Origin of the sequence: Mycolicibacterium sarraceniae, assembly GCF_010731875.1 — a bacterium.
Taxonomy (GTDB): domain Bacteria; phylum Actinomycetota; class Actinomycetes; order Mycobacteriales; family Mycobacteriaceae; genus Mycobacterium; species Mycobacterium sarraceniae.
The window spans coordinates 1164604-1181675 of record NZ_AP022595.1; the positions used below are offsets into that span (position 1 = coordinate 1164604).

The following is a 17072-nucleotide window of genomic DNA, read 5'->3' on the forward strand; positions in this document are numbered from 1 at the left end:
CGGGCTAGGTCCGGCCTTTGAGTTGGCTATGAAAGGCACCCCCGCCCGGGCAGGTAGTCATGCCGCCAGGGCCAGTAGTGGCCCTAGACAGCATCAGCCAACTTTGCGACGATATTGCCTAGGTTGCCTCGAAGGAGAACGCGCGATGCTGGTCTGGGTCCATCTCACCGGCATGCTGGTGTTCACATTCCTGGCATGGGCATTCTCCGAGGCACTTCAATCAGGTGATTCCGTGCACGACCGGATGCGCATCCCTCTCATAGTGGCGTCCGGATTGTTGTGGCCGGTGGTACTGGTCGGAGTTGCTCAAATTCAACTTGTTCGTGTTACGGCGAAGCTCCTGCAGCCTGTCACCAGGGCTTGAAAGGGTTCACCGCGAATTGCAGAACCCGGTACGGCGCTTGGTCGCGCGGCCCGGTGTTCCACTGGCTGATGAACACCCGCACCTCCTCGAGCGTCGAACCCGGCGAGATATAGCCCCCGTAGGGCTGCGCGAGTCGATTGTCATCGGCCGCGGGCAGGCTCGCAGGCGGGTCCGGCCAACCGTCGGCCTGCACCACCGTCGTCACCGGCGCGCTGCCCAGACCGGTCGGATCGTAGGCCACCCGCATCTCCATGTTGCCGGTGCTGGCGTTGAAATAGGACAGCACCGGCTTACCGTCGACCTCACGCAGACTCATCTCGCCGACCTTGTCCGGCCACAACGGCGTCGGTGTCGTGTTCCAGCCGCCACCGGGACCGGCCGCCCAGCCCTGCCATCGGGAGCGATCGGTGAAGGTCTCCGGGGTGGCGCGGTACAGCACCGCCGGAGAGGACCGATCGAAATTGTTGGCCACGATGTACACCCAGCCGCTCTGCGAATCCGGGGCGGGAATCGGGCTGTAGTAGCCGCTGATCTGCGTCTGACGCCCACCGGCGTAGGACGCGGGGCGCTGCGAGCCGGCGATGGTCTGCCAACCACCCTGTCCGGCTTGAGCTTTCACCAGCCGCGAGGTCTGCGGCACCAGATCCGTGGTGGTGGTCACCAGCAGGTAGTTCTGCCGGTTGATCGACACCACGCCGGCCGGCAGCTGCGAGGATCCTGCTGGCGTCGGGTCGGCCAGCAACGGCTTGTCCACGCCGGTGACCCCGGTGTAGCGCACCCCGTCTGGATCGGCGACCGAGTCGCCCGACACGTGAAGGGCAACCGGCGAGAACCAGCCGCCGAATCCGACGCCCTGCCCGGCGAAGCTGTCACCGCAGATCTGCAGCAATTCGGTGGGGAATTCCATGAATTCGCACAGGTCGGTGGCGCCGATGCCGTAGTCGCGGGTCGGGGTTCCGGTGCCCGCGATCGGCCCGATGCGCACCACCTGACCCGGTGCCAGCGGCGCCAGAATCGGATCGGGCGCCGGGTTAGGTGGGTCAGCGACCGCGCCCGGAGCCAACGCCAGCGCCAGCAAACAGATCGACGAAATGGCGCACACCACTAGCAGTTTCGCGCCCAAACGTCGGTGTCGGCGCAAGGGGAATCAGCTTCAGAGCTCGGCGGCCAGCAGTTCAGCGATCTGAATGGTGTTGAGTGCGGCGCCTTTTCGCAGGTTGTCCCCGGAGAGGAACAACGCCAGCCCTCGCTCGTCGGGCACGCCGGGATCTTGGCGGATCCGCCCGACCAGGGTGTCGTCCACCCCGGCGGCGGCCAGCGGCGTCGGCACGTCGACCAGCGTCACCCCCGGCGCACCGGCCAGCAGCTCAGCCGCGCGCGCAGGCGAAATCGGCTGGGCGAATTCAGCATTGATCGACAGCGAGTGTCCGGTGAACACCGGCACTCGCACGCAGGTCCCGGACACCGCTAGATCGGGGATGCCGAGGATCTTGCGGCTTTCGTTGCGCAGCTTCTGGTCCTCGTCGGTCTCCCCGGAGCCGTCGTCGACCAGCGAACCGGCCAGCGGCACCACGTTGAACGCAATGGGCGCAACATATTTCACCGGCGCCGGGTAGTCCAGCGCGGAGCCGTCGTGTACCAGCTCCTCGGCGCGAGAGATCACCGCGCGCGCCTGGGTGGCCAGCTCGTCGACCCCGGCCAGGCCGCTGCCCGAGACCGCCTGATACGTCGAGGCAATCATCCGCACCAGCTGCGCCTCGTCGTGCAGTACCTTGAGCACCGGCATGGCGGCCATGGTGGTGCAATTCGGGTTGGCGATAATGCCTTTTGACAGGGACCGAGCGCGGTTTCCGACATCGCGCGCGAAATTGACCTCCGACACCACCAGCGGAACCTCAGGGTCTTTGCGCCAGGCCGACGAGTTGTCGATGACCACCACACCGGCGGCGGCGAACCGCGGCGCCTGCACCCGCGACATCGTCGCGCCGGCCGAGAACAGCGCGATGTCGATGCCCGAAGGATCGGCGATCTCCGCGTCCTCGACCTCGATCTCCTGACCGCGGAACGGTAGCTTTTTGCCCGCGGAGCGCGCCGAGGCGAAGAACCGCACACTGGTCACCGGGAAGTCGCGCTCTTCGAGCAGGGTGCGCATCACCTGGCCCACCTGGCCGGTGGCTCCCACAACACCGATGTTGACCATAACTACCGCCCCGTCCCGGCGTACACGACAGCCTCTTCCTCGCCGCCGAGACCGAACGCCTCGTGCAGCGCGGCGACCGCCTTGTCCAGCTCAGTATCCTTGACCAGCACCGAGATTCGGATCTCGGAGGTCGAGATCAGCTCGATGTTCACCCCGACCTTGGCCAGCGTCTCACAGAACGTCGCGGTCACACCCGGGTGGCTGCGCATGCCCGCGCCCACCAGCGATACCTTGCCGATGTGGTCGTCGTAGAGCACCTTGGTGAAGCCGATCTCGTTCTGCAGCGCCGAGAGCTTCTCAACCGCGGTCGGGCCGATGTCGCGCGGGCAGGTGAAGGTGATGTCGGTCTTACCGTCCTCAACCTTGGAGATGTTCTGCAGCACCATGTCGATGTTGACGTCGGCATCGGCGACCGCGCGGAACACCATGGCCGCATAACCGGGTACGTCCGGCAGACCGACAACGGTGACCTTGGCCTCGCTGCGGTCGTGGGCAACTCCGGTCAGGATGGCGTCTTCCATAGGAATGTCCTCGATAGATCCAGTGACAATCGTGCCGGGCTTGTCGGTATACGACGACCGGACATGAATCGGAACGTTGTAGCGGCGGGCATATTCCACGCAGCGAAGCATGAGCACCTTGGCACCGCAGGCCGCCATCTCGAGCATCTCCTCGAAGCTGACGGTGTCCAGGCGGTGCGCGTTCGGCACGATGCGCGGGTCGGCGGTGAAGATGCCGTCGACGTCGGTGTAGATCTCGCAGACGTCGGCGTGCAGGGCGGCGGCCAGCGCAACGGCGGTGGTGTCCGAGCCGCCGCGACCCAGGGTGGTGACGTCCTTGGTGTCCTGGCTGACGCCCTGGAACCCGGCGACCAGCACGATCTTGCCCTCGTCCAGCGCCGCCCGCAGCCGGGTGGGGGTGACGTCGATGATCTTGGCGTTGCCGTGGGTGCCAGTAGTGACGACGCCGGCCTGCGATCCGGTGAAGCTGCGGGCCTCGGCGCCCAATGACTCGATGGCCATCGCGACCAGCGCGTTGGAGATTCGCTCGCCGGCGGTCAGCAGCATGTCCAGCTCACGAGCGGGCGGCGCGGGGCAGACCTGTTTGGCGAGGTCCAGCAGTTCGTCGGTGGTGTCCCCCATCGCCGAGACGACGACGACGACGTCGTTGCCGGCCTTCTTGGTTTCGACGATGCGCTCGGCGACGCGCCGGATCCGGTCGGCGTCCGACACCGAGGATCCGCCGTACTTCTGCACGACGAGCGCCACTGTCGTCCCTTTCGATCGAATGTCGGCTCTAAGGATAAAGGGTCCAAGCGCCTGCATTTCCCGCCCCGATCGGCGGTAACGTCGCGGCCGTGCCCGACCAACGCGCCGACCAACCCGTCGACCGTCGCGCCCGGACCCGGGTGCCGATCCACCCACCGATCGCTGACAGGTGGAGCCCGCGCGCTTTCGACCCCGACGCGGTGGTCACATCCGAGCAGCTAATCGCGCTTGTGGAGGCGGCCCGCTGGGCCGCGACCTGGGGACATCGGCAGCCGGTGCGGTTCGTGGTCGGGCTGCGAGGCACTGAGGTGTTCGTCACGCTCACCGGCCTGCTCCGCCGGGGAAATAGCTACGCCCGCGCTTCGGGCGCCCTGATCCTGGTGTGCGCCGATCAGGGCGAAGACGATCGCACCGCCCTCTATTCCGCGGTGGACGCGGGTGCGGCGATCGCGAATCTGTCGATCGAGGCGGTGGCCCGCGGCCTGATCGCGCATCCGATGGCCGGCTTCGACGCCGACGGTGCCGCCGAAGCGTTCGAGCTGCCCGACGATGCGCGCCCACTGGCCGTGGTCGCGGTCGGATCCCAGGGTGACTATGCGCAGGTGGCCCCGGATATCACCGAGCGCGACGCCCGGCCGCGGGCGCGGCTGCCGCTGGACCAGATCGTGCTCAACTGGTCAGGAGCATTCTTTCCGCAAGTCACCGAGCTTGGCGACGATCCTGTCGTTGAGTAGCGACATCTCGTAGACCTGGGGCGGTGCCGGCGCGCCGGGCGCCCGCGCTCGGGTTTGGGCCCGCAGCGTCGGCAGCCCGGAGACGAACTGGTTCGCCAGCTGGGCCACCTCGGTGGCCTGGGCCGCCAGGCCGGGATCGGTCACCTTCTGGGCCCGCTCGGCCAGGCCGTCGGCCCAGTCCTTGTACGCGGTGTCCTCGGCGACCGTCGGAACCCCGTCGCCACCCTTGGAGTCGATTTTTTGCGCTTGCGACCGGCTGTAGTCCAAGAAGTCGATCACCGGCTTGCACTTCTCCGGCGGCCCGTCGAAGAACTTCGACCATATGGCGACGCCAATCGCGATGACCACCACCGTGATCGTGAGAACCCAGCGCGGTCGTCGGTGCATGGTCAGCCAGCGTAGCCGGGCGCGCGAACGTGTAACGCGGGCCGGCCCGCGCAAGCAACCGGCACGCGGTACCACGCTTCAATGACTACCGTCGTAACCGCCGATCGCGTCGACTTTGTCAGCGGACGGGCTAGCTTCGATTTTTCGTCGAGGGTGATGGTGGTGGGAGTCGGGGCTGGGGTTTGTTGATGGACCCGGGTTTTGTGGTGGGGCCGTGTTTGATGGCCCCGTGTCGCCGGGTGGTGCGGGCTTTCCCAGTGCCAGTAGGTCTTTCGTGGTCGACGGATCGGTTGATCCGGTGTCAGTCGAAGGCTGTGCGGATGGTCTGCCAGGCGGTGGCGATGATCGCTGCCCAGCGCCATGTCGCATCGATGCGCAGTCGCAGTTGTCGTGCGCCGTGGGTGATGCGGGCGGCCACGTGCAGGACCCGGTAGCGGAACGTGTTGATTTCGGCGCGGCCGAGTTCGGGATGGGTGGTGAAGCCCAGCAGTCGGGCCCAGGTGACCAGGTCGGCGGCGGTCAGGATGATTTCCACACCAGGCGGCGTTGGCATCGAAGGCGTGGCACGGCAGGTTAGGCAGGCCGGTGTTCTTGAGTTCGCGGATGCGGTCGGCGACGCGGGCGTGTTGGCGGTGCCGTAGTTCCAGGCCGGCGACTGCGGCCCACGCCGCTGCCCTGGCTACACCACGGGCGGTGCGGATCCCGGGCAGGTGCGCGGCATCAATGCGCTCGTCGACCAATCGCCACATCGTGGTGGTCGACGCCTTCGCGCCGAACACGTGCTCACGGTCGCCACACAGCTGTCCCACACCGTCGATGCAGTCCGCACCGTCGGCGACCGCAGCCGCCAGATCGGCGAACACCTCACCAGGGGCGTACACCCACCGGCCGCGGTAGGTATCGGCGGTCACCGCGGTGACCTGCAAGGACAGGCCCGTGAGATCGGCAAGCTCACGCAGCAAGCCCATCCCAGCATGCGACACGACACCCTGGCCGTCAGCCGACACTTCCACCCGTGATGCCACCGCGACACTCTTCACCTGCGAAGTGCCTTCCCAATGGGTTGATCGAACCGTAGACAAGTCCGATTATCCCCTGCAGGACAGGCACTTTCGCGTATCTACACCCCAAAACTCACAACATTCCACGAAAAATCCGGGCTAGCCGCAGGCGCCGAGCCCCTTACCCGGTGACGATGTCGCGTCCTGATTACTCGCAGCCGGTTTACGCGCCGCACTGGGCCGTTTGGCAACCCGATCAGTTTTCTGAATCTTGGCGTCCGCGTTCACCCGGCGGGTCTGGCCGAACGCATCAGCCGAGGGGCCGGGGTTCAGCAGGCCGAAAGCCAGGCTGAACAGCGGCGTCGATGGGACTTGCGCCGTGGCGGCGGAGCAACGCGATGGCGGTAACGGTCGCGGCGTTGCCGAGCGCTGATCGCGGGCCTACCGCAGCGGTCCGAATCGCCCGGTCGATCCGGTCCGGCGGCACCTCCAGGTCGTCCGCCGCGCTGCTGTCAACGCGACACAGATACCCAGCGCAGACACCGATCGACGAACCCCAACCCACATGCCGCGTGCACTTATCGGAATTCTCTCGGGGTCCAGCTGTTTGAACTCGCACATTCGTCACATCGACTTTTGGCCAGCTGGCGGGTCGGGAGTACAGTACGACACTGTGCAGCGGGTGCTCCTTCTCGGACGCCGCGACGGGGTCTGATCCAGACTGGCCTCCCGTCGCGGGTTTTCGCGATGCGCCGGTCTGAAGTCCAACCCAAGACCCCCGGAGCCCAATCGTGACCACTCAGAAATCGTCCATCGAATCTGTGGATGCCTACGTATCTGCCCGCACCATCAAGACCCCAGCCGGCCCTCGCCGTGACGGCCAGCCGTCCTGGAACACCCAGCGCGCCTCCTCGATGCCGGTCGATCGCTACCGATCGTTCGCCCAGGAAGTAGAGCCGGTCACCCTGCCGGATCGCACCTGGCCAGACAAAGTCATCGAGCACGCACCCCTGTGGTGCGCGGTCGACCTGCGCGACGGCAACCAGGCGCTGATCGACCCGATGAGCCCGGCCCGCAAGCGCCGCATGTTCGAGCTGCTGGTCAACATGGGCTACAAGGAGATTGAGGTCGGTTTCCCGTCGGCGAGCCAGACCGACTACGACTTCGTCCGCGAGATCATCGAGCAGGGTGCCATCCCCGACGATGTCACCATCCAGGTACTGACCCAGTGCCGCCCGGAATTGATCACCCGCACGTTCGAGGCCTGCGCCGGGGCCCCGCGGGCGATCGTGCACTTCTACAACTCGACGTCGATCCTGCAGCGCCGGGTCGTATTCCGCGCCGGCCGTGCGGAAGTCAAGAAGATCGCCACCGACGGCGCCCGCCTGTGCGTCGCGGAGGCAGCGAAGTATCCCGGCACCCAGTGGCGCTTCGAGTACTCCCCCGAGTCCTACACCGGCACCGAACTGGACTACGCCGTCGAGGTGTGTAACGCCGTCGCCGCCATCGTGAATCCCACTCCCGAGGTGCCTCTGATCGTCAACCTGCCCGCCACCGTGGAGATGGCCACTCCCAACGTGTACGCCGACTCGATCGAGTGGATGCATCGGCACCTGACGCCACGCGACTCGATCATCCTGAGCCTGCATCCGCACAACGACCGCGGAACCGCTGTTGCGGCAGCCGAATTGGGCTATCAGGCAGGCGCCGACCGCATCGAGGGCTGCCTCTTCGGCAATGGTGAGCGCACCGGCAACGTGTGTCTGGTGACGCTGGGACTGAACCAGTTCTCCCGTGGGGTGGATCCGCAGATCGACTTCTCCAACATCGACGAGATCCGCCGTACCGTCGAGTACTGCAACCAGCTGCCCGTGCACGAACGTCACCCCTACGGTGGCGATCTGGTGTACACCGCGTTCTCAGGCAGCCACCAGGACGCGATCAACAAGGGCCTGGACGCGATGAAAGTCGCTGCGGACGGCGTTGGCTCCGATGTTGATGACATCCCGTGGCAGGTGCCGTATCTGCCGATCGACCCCAAGGATGTCGGCCGAACCTACGAAGCCGTGATCCGGGTGAACTCACAGTCCGGCAAGGGCGGGGTGGCCTACATCATGAAGGCCGATCACGGGCTGGTGCTACCGCGTCGGCTGCAGATCGAGTTCTCTCGGGCGATCCAAGCCATCACCGATGGTGAGGGAGGCGAGGTGTCGCCCAAGGAGATGTGGGACACGTTCGCCGACGAATACCTCTCGCCCATAACGCCTTTGGAGCGCATCCGGCAGAAGGTGGTGGGCGCTGAAGTCGACGGTGGCACCGACGTCATCGAAGCTGTCGTGAAGATCGACGGAGTCGAGACCGAGATCAACGGCAACGGCAACGGACCGCTGGCCGCGTTCGTCGACGCGCTGGGCACCGTAGGATTCGACATCAGCGTGCTGGATTACTCCGAACACGCCATGTCGGCCGGCGAGGAGGCCGCTGCGGCGGCGTACGTCGAGGCGTCGATCGGTGGGCGCACGGTATGGGGCGTCGGCATCGCCACTTCGATCACAACGGCATCACTGCGGGCGGTAGTCTCAGCGGTGAACCGCGCCGCGCGAATCGGCGCTATCCCAACGATTTAAGGAGCAGGCGATGGACTGGGGTTCGACATGGGATTTCCTCTGGCACTTCCTGATCATCTTCGCCTGGATCGCGTACTTGCTGGTGTTGTTCCAGATCCTCGTGGACCTATTCTGGCGTGATCACACCACATCCGGCTGGGCCAAAGCCGTATGGGTGATTTTCCTGATCGCGTTCCCCTGGCTGACCGCGTTGATCTACCTGATCGCGCGCGGTAAGGGTATGACCCAACGCGCTCGCGACGCCGCGCTGGCCGCCAAACAGCAGACCGACGAGTACATCCGGGATGCTGCCGGGCGTTCACCCGCGCAGGAGATCGAGCATGCCAAGCAGTTGTTGGATGCGGGAACGATCTCGCAGCAGGAGTTCGAGTCGCTGAAGGCCAAGGCCCTGAGCTAGGGCCGGCGGTCAGGAACGCGAAGCGACCTGCAAAATTAGGTCGTCGACACCGAATCGAGCACACCATCGGTCAGCCCGGCTGGGACATTCCCGCCGGGCTGACCGATGCTGAGGTTGCTGAACGCCAGCCCGTTGAGCGGCCGAGTGAGTTGGTCAACCCGCTCAGGTGGGGTATCGCCGGCGGAGGCCAGGATCATTGCGCCCGTTTTCATGGCGGCGTGCTCCAGTGCAGTGTGTGCGACATACGACGGCGGAAGCCTCCAGCGGCATTAAGCTCTCGCCAGCGCACTACGGCCGGCGTGGATGGGCTCTACGGCCGCAGCGGATGTTAGGACGTCGGCGAGTGCTAGCCGGTCGCCGACGTCGTGGTCACGGCGCCCGACACCAGGGCCGGCGACGGTGGGGTGGGCGTGGGGAATTTCGATTCCTGCCCGGAATCAGCAGAGGTGCGGTTCAACGTGGAACCGCTGACAGCGGCGGTGACGGCGAATATCGCGAGCAGAACGATGGCCGCCGCCCCAACGGTCGCGGCAAGTACTTTTTTCATATCCCAACTGCCTTCTGTCAACAAAATATTGTCAGTGGGCCCAACATCAAGCTACGCCAACATATTTCGATTTCACATAAACCTCAGGGTGTTGGCCAGACACTTACAGGAGGCTCAAAGGGTCAGCATTGAGCACACTAAGGGTGTTGCGGCGCTTGCTGAGCCATGCCGCGGTCTCGGCGACCACCGTGATCCCGAGATTGTGATTCAGTTCGATGACCGCGCTGACCACAGCGGCAGCCCGGTCGTCGGCGGCAACCGACGCGATGAAATGGCGGTCGAATTTCACGTCGCCGATCGGCAGATCACGCAGCTAACTCAAAGCTGAATAGCCGCTGCCGAAGTCATCGATGGCGATCCGGACGCCGTCGTCGCGCAGTTGTTGCAGCACCCCGGTTGCCCGGCCCACCTCGTCGAAGACCAGATCCTCGGTGATCTCGATGGTCAGTATCCGGGCCGGGAGATCACGTTCCCGCAGAACACTACTCACCGCCTCGCGCAGTTGGAGGTCGCGGAGCAGCGGTGCGAACAGATTGACTGCGACAGGGACATCCAGCCCCATCGCCATCCACCGGGCTGCATCATCGAGCACCTTCTTGACAACCAGATCGGTCACCGGACGCATCAACCCGTGGCGCAGGATGCGGGGCAAAAAATGCCGCTGGCCGAAGCACTTTCAGGCGCGGATGGCTCCGCAACATTTCCCAACGATGTTGTCGCCGCCCCACCGGAAGGTAAATGCCGGAGCAAGAAGATAGCTGAAGACAAGGTCGGCAAAGTCGATCGCGCCATGACCGTGCGATCCTCCACTGCCATCACCACCCAGGGGGGATGCTAACGAAGTGAACTGTCAGAACAGCGCGAACTGTTGACCCTGGTCAACCGAAGGCGCGAACTCGTCCATCCCGGTGCCGTTGGCCACTGTCGCGACGGAGGCCATGAACTGCCGGTCGGACACCACCGGCACGCCGAGCTCTCGCGCCAGGTAGCCCTTGCCCTGCTCGGGTGTCTGCTGGTTGCAGATCACTAGGGAGGTCTGCGGGTCGACGGCGTCGGCGTAGGCGAGCCCGGCGTGGATGATCCGCTCGACGAGTTCCTCGTGGGTGCGATCCACCTCGGCCGACAGCGCGACGCGCATGCCCTGGACCAGCGGGCCACCCCGGCGGTATGGCCCGGGGTTCAGGTACGGGCACGGCATCCGGGAGGCCATCATCTTCAGCGGCCGCAGCTCATCGTGCGTCACCCGGCCGTTGGGCCAGCGGCGCCGGGTCGCGGGCCGCACCGGCAACCACACCTCCCGTTCGCGGGCCCGCTGCAGCGCCGGGGCCAGCACCTGGGACAGCACCAGCGCGTCGTCGAAAGCGTCGTGCGCGCGGGTCTGTGGCACCCCCCAGTGCCGTGCCAGGGTCTCCAACCGCAAGTTCTCCAAGCCCAGGTCGAGACGGCGGGCGAGCTCGACGGTGCACATGACGGTGTCGACCGGCAGTGCGGTTTCGGCCAGCTCGGCCTCACTGGACAGGAATGCGTAGTCGAAGGCCACGTTGTGGGCCACCAAGGTGCGACCGTGCAGCAGTTCGATGACATCGGGGGCGATATCGGCGAAGGTCGGCTGGTCTTCCAGCATCTCGGAAGTGAGGCCGTGGATATGAGTGGGGCCGGGATCGACGCCGGGGTTGAGCAGGCTGACGACGGAGTGTTCGACGCGGCCCTCGGGGTCCAGCGCCAGGGCAGCCAGGCTGATGATCCGGGCGTGGCCGGGCCGGAAACCCGAGGTCTCGACGTCGACCACGACCCACCCATCGGCCGGCTCGCGGGCAGGTCGACCCCAGGTGTAGCTCACACAGTCAGGATGGCACGCAGGTCCGACAGTGCCCGGGACATCGAATCCGTGTCGGCCGAGCTGCTCATCTTTGAATAAACTCCGTCCCAATGCCCAAGCCAACGATGACACTGCGGGGGCGCGCCGCCTTGGCCGCCGGTTCCGCCGCGCGCTGGGCTTCCCGGGCCACTGGCCGCGGCGCGGGCGCCATGATCGGCGGCCTTGTCGCGATGACCCTGGATCGCTCGATCCTGGGTCAGCTCGGCAGCGGGCGTTGCACTGTCGTCGTGACCGGCACAAACGGCAAGTCCACCACCACCCGCATGACGGCCGCGGCCCTCGCCACGCTCGGTCCGGTCGCCACCAATGCCGAGGGGGCCAATATGGACGCCGGGCTGGTGGCCGCGCTGGCCGGCTCCCGTCAGGCGTCGTTGGCCGCGCTCGAGGTCGACGAGATGCACGTCCCGCATGTCGCCGACGCGGTGAACCCCGCGGTGATCGTGCTGCTGAATCTGTCACGTGATCAGCTCGACCGGGTGGGTGAGATCAACCACATCGAGCGGACCCTGCGCGCCGGGCTCGCCAGGCACCCCGATGCGATCATCGTCGCCAACTGCGACGACGTTCTGATGACGTCGGCGGCCTACGACAGTCCTCGAGTGGTGTGGGTGGCTGCCGGCGGTGGCTGGGCCAACGACTCGGTCAGCTGCCCGCGCAGCGGCGAGATCATCGTCCGCGACCATTTGCACTGGTACTCAACGGGTACGGATTTCAAGCGGCCGAGCCCGCAGTGGTGGTACGACGACACGAACATCTATGGGCCGAACGGCTTGGAGCTGCCGATGCGGCTGTCACTGCCGGGAAAGGTCAACCGGGGCAACGCTACTCAGGCAGTGGCCGCCGCGGTGGCCCTGGGGGCGGATGCTGCCGCCGCGGTGGCCGCCGTCTCCGGGGTCGATGAGGTCGCCGGCCGATACCAGACCGTGCCGGTGGGTGAGCACACCGCCCGCATCCTGCTGGCCAAGAACCCGGCCGGTTGGCAGGAAGCGCTCTCGATGGTCGACATAACCGCGCAGGGCGTGGTGATATCGGTCAACGGCCAGGTGCCCGACGGCGAAGACCTGTCCTGGCTCTGGGATGTCAACTTCGAGCATTTCGACGGTGTCCCTGTTGTCGCTGCCGGCGAGCGGGGAACCGACCTGGCGGTGCGGCTGGGCTACGCAGGTGTGCCGCACACGTTGGTGCACAACACCATTGACGCGATTGTGTCCTGCCCGAAGGGACATGTCGAGGTGGTGGCGAACTACACCGCGTTCCTTGCGCTGACGCGGACGCTGGGGCGGATGGGTCCGGCGGGGTGGAGCGCAGCGACTCGGGGTAATGGCGATGGCTGAGATTCAGATTGGGCTGGTGCTGCCCGACGTGATGGGGACCTACGGTGACGGCGGCAATGCCGTCGTGTTGCGGCAGCGCCTGCGGCTGCGCGGGATTGACGCCGATATTGTCGAAATCACGCTATCCGACCCGGTGCCCGACTCGCTGGACCTCTACACCCTCGGCGGCGCCGAGGACTACGCGCAGCGGTTGGCCACCAAACACCTTCTGACACATCAGGGCTTACAGCGGGCCGTCGCCCGTGGTGCTCCAGTGCTGGCGATCTGCGCGGCGATCCAGGTGCTGGGCCACTGGTATGAGACGTCGGCCGGCGAGCGGGTCGAGGGGGTCGGCCTGCTGGATGTGACGACGTCTCCACAGGCCAGCCGAACCATCGGCGAAGTGGTGTCCACGCCGTTGTTGGACGGTATGACGTCGCCGCTGACTGGATTCGAAAATCACCGCGGTGGAACGGTTTTGGGCCCGGACGCCCGGCCGTTGGCGGCGGTGGTCAAGGGCGCGGGTAATCGCGCGGGGGACGGGTACGACGGCGCTGTCCAAGGCAGCGTGGTGGCGACTTACCTGCACGGCCCGTGCCTGGCACGCAATCCCGAGCTGGCCGACCTGTTGTTAGCGCGTGTGGTCGGGCCGCTGGAGCCGTTGGAGCTGACCGAGGTCGAACGGCTGCGTCGCGAACGACTCGTCGCGCCCCGGCGCGCGTAATCCTTCATTACGCCGACATTGAACTCATGCAGTGAAAGTGCGAGTGACCCTCTGCGTGAGTTCAATCTCGCGCACGCCATCCACGTGAAGTCAGGGCAGCACGCACTCGGGCGATCACATCCGCCGGGTTGTCTTCCTTGATGACGCTCACCACCTTCCATCCCATCCCAGCGACCAGGCGCGCCCGCTTTCGATCCCAGGCATAGCGGCCGCGGTCAGTCCGATGCAGATCGCCGTCGTATTCAGCCGCCACCATGAACTCCTCCCAGCCCATATCGAGCATCGCGATCAGGCCCCACGTGTTTTGAACCGGTATCTGAGTGGTGGGGACGGGAATGCCCGCGTCGATGAGCAACAACCGCAGCCACGTTTCCTTCGGCGATGCCGCGCCGCGGTCAACCAAGGGCAGCGCTTCGCGGAGCCGGCGAAGCCCGCGCGCATTGAGATGCCTTTTGGCAATGAGCAATACGTCTTCACGCGAAAAGCAGATCGCGCGAGACAGTGCGTCCAGCCGAGGGATCGCCCTATCCCGGGGAAGGTGCCGACCGAGGTCGTAAGCCGTCCGGGCGACCGTGGTGACGGGAAGGCCCGACACCCGAGTGACCTCGTCATCATCGAGCGCCTCGTTGCGAACGATGAGCCCAGCCGGTGAGCGCCCGTTGTTCCAAATCAACTCAACCGGTTCGTCACCGTCCACCCATTGTGAACCGTGCAAGGCCGCCGCAGCGGCACCGGCAATGACGGCTCGCCGTCGCGACCACAACCAAGCGGCGGCAGTGCGTTCGCGCAACGAGAGAGGCTTTCCGCGAGCACGGTAAACATCGGGCAGAAGCCTGTCGTGGAATCGCGCCAGCTCGTGTCGGGTCAGGGCACCGCTCGCCAGTGCTTCGCTGCCAATGAAAGCCTCACCCATCGGGTCATCATCGGCGTGGCCACTGACAATTCACCCAGATTGAACTGATGCAGAGAAAGTGCGAGTAACCCCTTACGTGAGTTCAATCTCGCGAGTGTACGTGCATGGTCGCCCTGGAAAAGGTGGACGTTGATCTCGTTGAACTCGAAACTATGCGGTCGATCGGAAACCCGTACGCCTGCGTCGCTTCCACCTCGGACCAGCGCTTCGTGTGCGTGAATCTCCTTGGCACCAGTATCGAAGATCGGCTGGAAGGCCATGGAGAGCTCGAGGCCCGAACCGGCGCCGTCGAGACAGGCCCCACAGTTCAGCCGAACATAATCGCTTGGAGCGGTCGCAGTGGGCCGCTAGACCATCTGACGGCGGCCGGTGAGGGCACGGCCCAGCGTCAGCTCGTCGGCGAACTCAAGGTCACCGCCCATCGGCAAGCCCGACGCGATCCGCGACACCGTGAGCCCGGGGATATCGCGCAGGATCCGCACCAGATAGGTGGCCGTGGCCTCCCCCTCGGTGTTCGGATCGGTCGCGATGATCACCTCGGTGATATCCACACCGTCGACGCGCTCACCAATTCTGTTGAGCAGCTGACGAATTCGCAGCTGATCCGGCCCAATGCCAGACAGCGGATCCAGCGCGCCGCCCAGCACGTGATAGCGCCCACGGAACTCCCGGGTGCGTTCGACAGCCTGTACGTCCTTGGGTTCCTCGACCACACATACCTGCGTCCCGTCGCGGCGGGCGTCACCGCAGATTCGGCAACGCTCGCCGTCGGACACATTGCCGCACACTTCGCAGAACTGCACACCGTCGCGAACCCTGCCCAGCGCCGCGGTCAGCCGATCGATATCCGGCGGCTCCACCGACAGCAGGTGGAAAGCGATCCGCTGTGCGCTCTTGGGACCGACGCCCGGCAGCTTGCCGAGCTCATCGATCAAATCCTGGACGGGGCCTTCAAACAAAGAAGTCAGGCCCCCGGCAGACCCGGCGCACCCGCGCCACCGGCCAGCGGACCGAGATGGGTCTGCGCGAGGATGGCGAACTGACGCGCCGCGTCGGCGATCGCGCCGACGATCAGGTCCTGCAGCGTCTCGACGTCGGACGGGTCGACGACCTTCGGGTCGATCCGAACACCGGACACCTCCCCGCTGCCCTTCATGGTGACCTGCACCAGTCCACCGCCGGCCTGACCGTGCACCTCGGCAGCGGCCAGCGCGGCCTGCGCTTCCATCAGCTTCTGCTGCATCTCCTGGGCCTGCGCCAGCGCGGCCTGCAGGCCGGGCATCAACTGGTCACGCATCTCCTCGGCCCGCTCGCGAAATCCCTCGAGGTTGGGTAGCTCACCGGGTTGCATGACGGTCTCCTTGCGTCTCGGTCTCGACTTGGTTGCGCATGCGCTTTCGAGCGCAAAGTGACTTCAAGCCTAGACGGCAAAAGAGTTACGGTGACGCGCGTGCTTATGTCCGCCCGCTTGCGTGTCGTCGCCGCGCCCTGCGCCGCCGTGTTGGTGGTCGCATCGACGCTGACCACCCCTGTCAGCCACGCCGCACCCAACATCGCCGGGATGATCGTCTTCCTCGATCCCGGCCACAACGGCGCCAACGATGCGTCGCTGACCAAGCAGGTGCCCACCGGCCGCGGCGGCACCAAGGACTGTCAGACATCGGGCACCACCACCAACGACGGCTTCCCCGAGCACACCTTCAACTGGGACACCGTGCTGCTGATCCGCCAGATGCTGACTCAACTCGGTGTCCGGACCGCCATGTCCCGCGGCAACGACAATCAGGTCGCCGCATGCGTCGACGAGCGAGCGGCGATGGCGAACGCGCTGGCGCCCAACGCCATCGTGTCCATCCACGCCGACGGCGGCCCGGCGACCGGACGGGGCTTCCACGTCAACTACTCCGCTCCGCCGCTGAATCAAGCGCAGGCCGGCCCGTCGGTTCAGCTCGCCAGAATCATGCGCGATCAGATGGTCGCCTCCGGGCTGCCGGCCGCCAACTACATCGGCTCAGACGGCCTCTACGGACGCTCCGATCTCACCGGGTTGAACCTGGCCCAATACCCGTCGGTGCTGGTCGAATGCGGGAACATGAAAAACCCGGCCGACTCGGCGCTGATGGAGAGCCCGGAGGGGCGTCAGAAGATCGCTACGGCCGTCGTCCAAGGCATCGCGGCGTTCCTGGCCACCCAGCCGGCTCGCACCAGCTAGCTACTTACTTTCGACAACCTTCTTCAGGTTAGCCAGCACCTCGTCCTGAATTCGGCGCAGACCCAGCGGCGCGAACGTCTTCTCGAAGAAGCCCCCGATACCGCCCGCACCGGTCCAGGTGGTCTTCACGGTGACGCTGGAGCCCGGGCCGGCCGGTGAGACCGTCCAGTTGATCACCATCGAGGAGTTCGCGTCTTTCTCGATGACGGTATGGCCGGCGACATCCACCACGGCCTGCACCTCGCGTGACCGCGACTTGGTGGCCTGCAGTTTCCACTTGGCGACGGTGCCCTGGCCCTGGCCACCCTGCAGCACCTGATATTGGCTGTACTGCGGCGACAGGATCTTCGGGCGCACTCCCTGGTAGTCGGCGATCGCGGTGAGCACGGTGGCGGGCTCTGCGTCGATCAGGATCGTGCTGGCGGCGCTGACCTGTCCCATCAGGTAAAACTCCTCGGGTGGCGGTGGTGTCGGTGTGATGCGCCAGCCATGCGGTCGCATCGGCT

General features: G+C 65.7%; 19 protein-coding genes and 2 pseudogenes. 8 read left to right on the forward strand and 13 right to left on the reverse strand.

What is annotated here, in order from left to right; translation table 11 throughout:
* The first annotated feature begins 145 nt into the window (after positions 1 to 145).
* A complete protein-coding gene (locus tag G6N13_RS06095; RefSeq protein ID WP_163695252.1) occupies positions 146 to 364 on the forward strand; it encodes a hypothetical protein in 219 nt (72 codons plus the stop codon).
* Here the strand turns inward: G6N13_RS06095 and G6N13_RS06100 are convergent.
* The 3 genes from G6N13_RS06100 to G6N13_RS06110 are packed head-to-tail and all read right to left on the reverse strand — an operon-like array spanning position 351 to position 3832.
* Positions 351 to 1466, reverse strand: coding sequence for a DUF4185 domain-containing protein (locus G6N13_RS06100; RefSeq protein WP_163695253.1), 1116 nt, complete (start codon positions 1464 to 1466; stop codon positions 351 to 353). The genes G6N13_RS06095 and G6N13_RS06100 overlap by 14 nt on opposite strands.
* A 51-nt stretch (positions 1467 to 1517) precedes the next feature.
* Entirely contained in the window at positions 1518 to 2564 is a 1047-nt protein-coding gene (locus tag G6N13_RS06105) for an aspartate-semialdehyde dehydrogenase (protein WP_163695255.1), read from the reverse strand.
* Between the two features lie 2 nt (positions 2565 to 2566).
* On the reverse strand, positions 2567 to 3832 hold the full coding sequence (locus G6N13_RS06110) for an aspartate kinase (protein ID WP_163695257.1): 1266 nt from the start codon (positions 3830 to 3832) through the stop codon (positions 2567 to 2569).
* A gap of 89 nt (positions 3833 to 3921) precedes the next feature.
* On the opposite strand from G6N13_RS06110, the gene G6N13_RS06115 reads away from it, so the two are divergent.
* Positions 3922 to 4566, forward strand: a complete 645-nt coding sequence (locus G6N13_RS06115) for a nitroreductase family protein (protein WP_163695259.1) — start codon at positions 3922 to 3924, stop codon at positions 4564 to 4566.
* Here the strand turns inward: G6N13_RS06115 and G6N13_RS06120 are convergent.
* Entirely contained in the window at positions 4510 to 4953 is a 444-nt protein-coding gene (locus G6N13_RS06120; protein ID WP_163695261.1) for a hypothetical protein, read from the reverse strand. The two genes, G6N13_RS06115 and G6N13_RS06120, sit on opposite strands and share 57 nt — an antisense overlap.
* Positions 4954 to 5254: 301 nt before the next feature.
* A pseudogene (locus G6N13_RS06125) lies at positions 5255 to 5993 on the reverse strand (transposase).
* Between the two features lie 752 nt (positions 5994 to 6745).
* Between G6N13_RS06125 and leuA the strand changes: the two are divergent.
* Together leuA and G6N13_RS06135 are read left to right on the forward strand one after the other, a co-directional pair.
* Positions 6746 to 8581, forward strand: coding sequence for a 2-isopropylmalate synthase (leuA, locus tag G6N13_RS06130; RefSeq protein WP_407663877.1), 1836 nt, complete (start codon positions 6746 to 6748; stop codon positions 8579 to 8581).
* Positions 8582 to 8591: 10 nt separating this feature from the next.
* A complete protein-coding gene (locus tag G6N13_RS06135) occupies positions 8592 to 8978 on the forward strand; it encodes an SHOCT domain-containing protein (RefSeq protein WP_163695263.1) in 387 nt (128 codons plus the stop codon).
* A 35-nt stretch (positions 8979 to 9013) separates the two neighbouring features.
* On the opposite strand, the gene G6N13_RS06140 is transcribed toward G6N13_RS06135, so the two are convergent.
* From G6N13_RS06140 to G6N13_RS06150, 3 genes and pseudogenes are all read right to left on the reverse strand, one after another.
* Positions 9014 to 9190 carry a hypothetical protein gene (locus tag G6N13_RS06140; RefSeq protein WP_163695265.1) on the reverse strand — a complete coding sequence of 59 codons (177 nt, stop codon included), beginning with the start codon at positions 9188 to 9190 and terminating at the stop codon, positions 9014 to 9016.
* A 134-nt stretch (positions 9191 to 9324) separates the two neighbouring features.
* Positions 9325 to 9546: a hypothetical protein gene (locus G6N13_RS06145; protein ID WP_163695267.1), complete on the reverse strand. Its 222-nt coding sequence runs from the start codon at positions 9544 to 9546 to the stop codon at positions 9325 to 9327.
* A gap of 82 nt (positions 9547 to 9628) precedes the next feature.
* Positions 9629 to 10150, reverse strand: a pseudogene (locus G6N13_RS06150) (EAL domain-containing protein).
* A 6-nt stretch (positions 10151 to 10156) separates the two neighbouring features.
* Here G6N13_RS06150 and G6N13_RS25835 point away from each other — a divergent pair.
* Positions 10157 to 10363, forward strand: coding sequence for a hypothetical protein (locus G6N13_RS25835; RefSeq protein WP_163694275.1), 207 nt, complete (start codon positions 10157 to 10159; stop codon positions 10361 to 10363).
* 12 nt (positions 10364 to 10375) lie between these two features.
* Here the strand turns inward: G6N13_RS25835 and G6N13_RS06160 are convergent, their stop codons facing one another.
* Positions 10376 to 11365, reverse strand: coding sequence for a DEDDh family exonuclease (locus G6N13_RS06160; RefSeq protein ID WP_163695269.1), 990 nt, complete (start codon positions 11363 to 11365; stop codon positions 10376 to 10378).
* Positions 11366 to 11454: 89 nt separating this feature from the next.
* On the opposite strand from G6N13_RS06160, the gene G6N13_RS06165 reads away from it, so the two are divergent.
* Positions 11455 to 12738: a Mur ligase family protein gene (locus G6N13_RS06165; protein ID WP_179965091.1), complete on the forward strand. Its 1284-nt coding sequence runs from the start codon at positions 11455 to 11457 to the stop codon at positions 12736 to 12738.
* Positions 12731 to 13441, forward strand: a complete 711-nt coding sequence (locus G6N13_RS06170) for a type 1 glutamine amidotransferase (protein ID WP_407663878.1) — start codon at positions 12731 to 12733, stop codon at positions 13439 to 13441. The genes G6N13_RS06165 and G6N13_RS06170 overlap by 8 nt, the downstream gene beginning before the upstream one ends.
* Before the next feature lie 61 nt (positions 13442 to 13502).
* Here the strand turns inward: G6N13_RS06170 and G6N13_RS06175 are convergent, their stop codons facing one another.
* The 3 genes from G6N13_RS06175 to G6N13_RS06185 form a co-directional block, all read right to left on the reverse strand.
* The gene (locus tag G6N13_RS06175; protein ID WP_163695273.1) at positions 13503 to 14354 is read right to left on the reverse strand and encodes a putative endonuclease domain-containing protein; all 852 of its coding nucleotides are present in this window, start codon (positions 14352 to 14354) and stop codon (positions 13503 to 13505) included.
* A gap of 347 nt (positions 14355 to 14701) precedes the next feature.
* A complete protein-coding gene (gene recR / locus G6N13_RS06180) occupies positions 14702 to 15313 on the reverse strand; it encodes a recombination mediator RecR (protein ID WP_163695275.1) in 612 nt (203 codons plus the stop codon).
* Between the two features lie 5 nt (positions 15314 to 15318).
* Entirely contained in the window at positions 15319 to 15651 is a 333-nt protein-coding gene (locus tag G6N13_RS06185; RefSeq protein ID WP_163701779.1) for a YbaB/EbfC family nucleoid-associated protein, read from the reverse strand.
* Between the two features lie 159 nt (positions 15652 to 15810).
* On the opposite strand from G6N13_RS06185, the gene G6N13_RS06190 reads away from it, so the two are divergent.
* On the forward strand, positions 15811 to 16566 hold the full coding sequence (locus G6N13_RS06190) for an Rv3717 family N-acetylmuramoyl-L-alanine amidase (RefSeq protein ID WP_163701781.1): 756 nt from the start codon (positions 15811 to 15813) through the stop codon (positions 16564 to 16566).
* Here G6N13_RS06190 and G6N13_RS06195 read toward each other — a convergent pair whose 3' ends face one another.
* Positions 16567 to 17007, reverse strand: a complete 441-nt coding sequence (locus G6N13_RS06195; protein WP_163701783.1) for an SRPBCC family protein — start codon at positions 17005 to 17007, stop codon at positions 16567 to 16569.
* Positions 17008 to 17072: the final 65 nt, after the last annotated feature.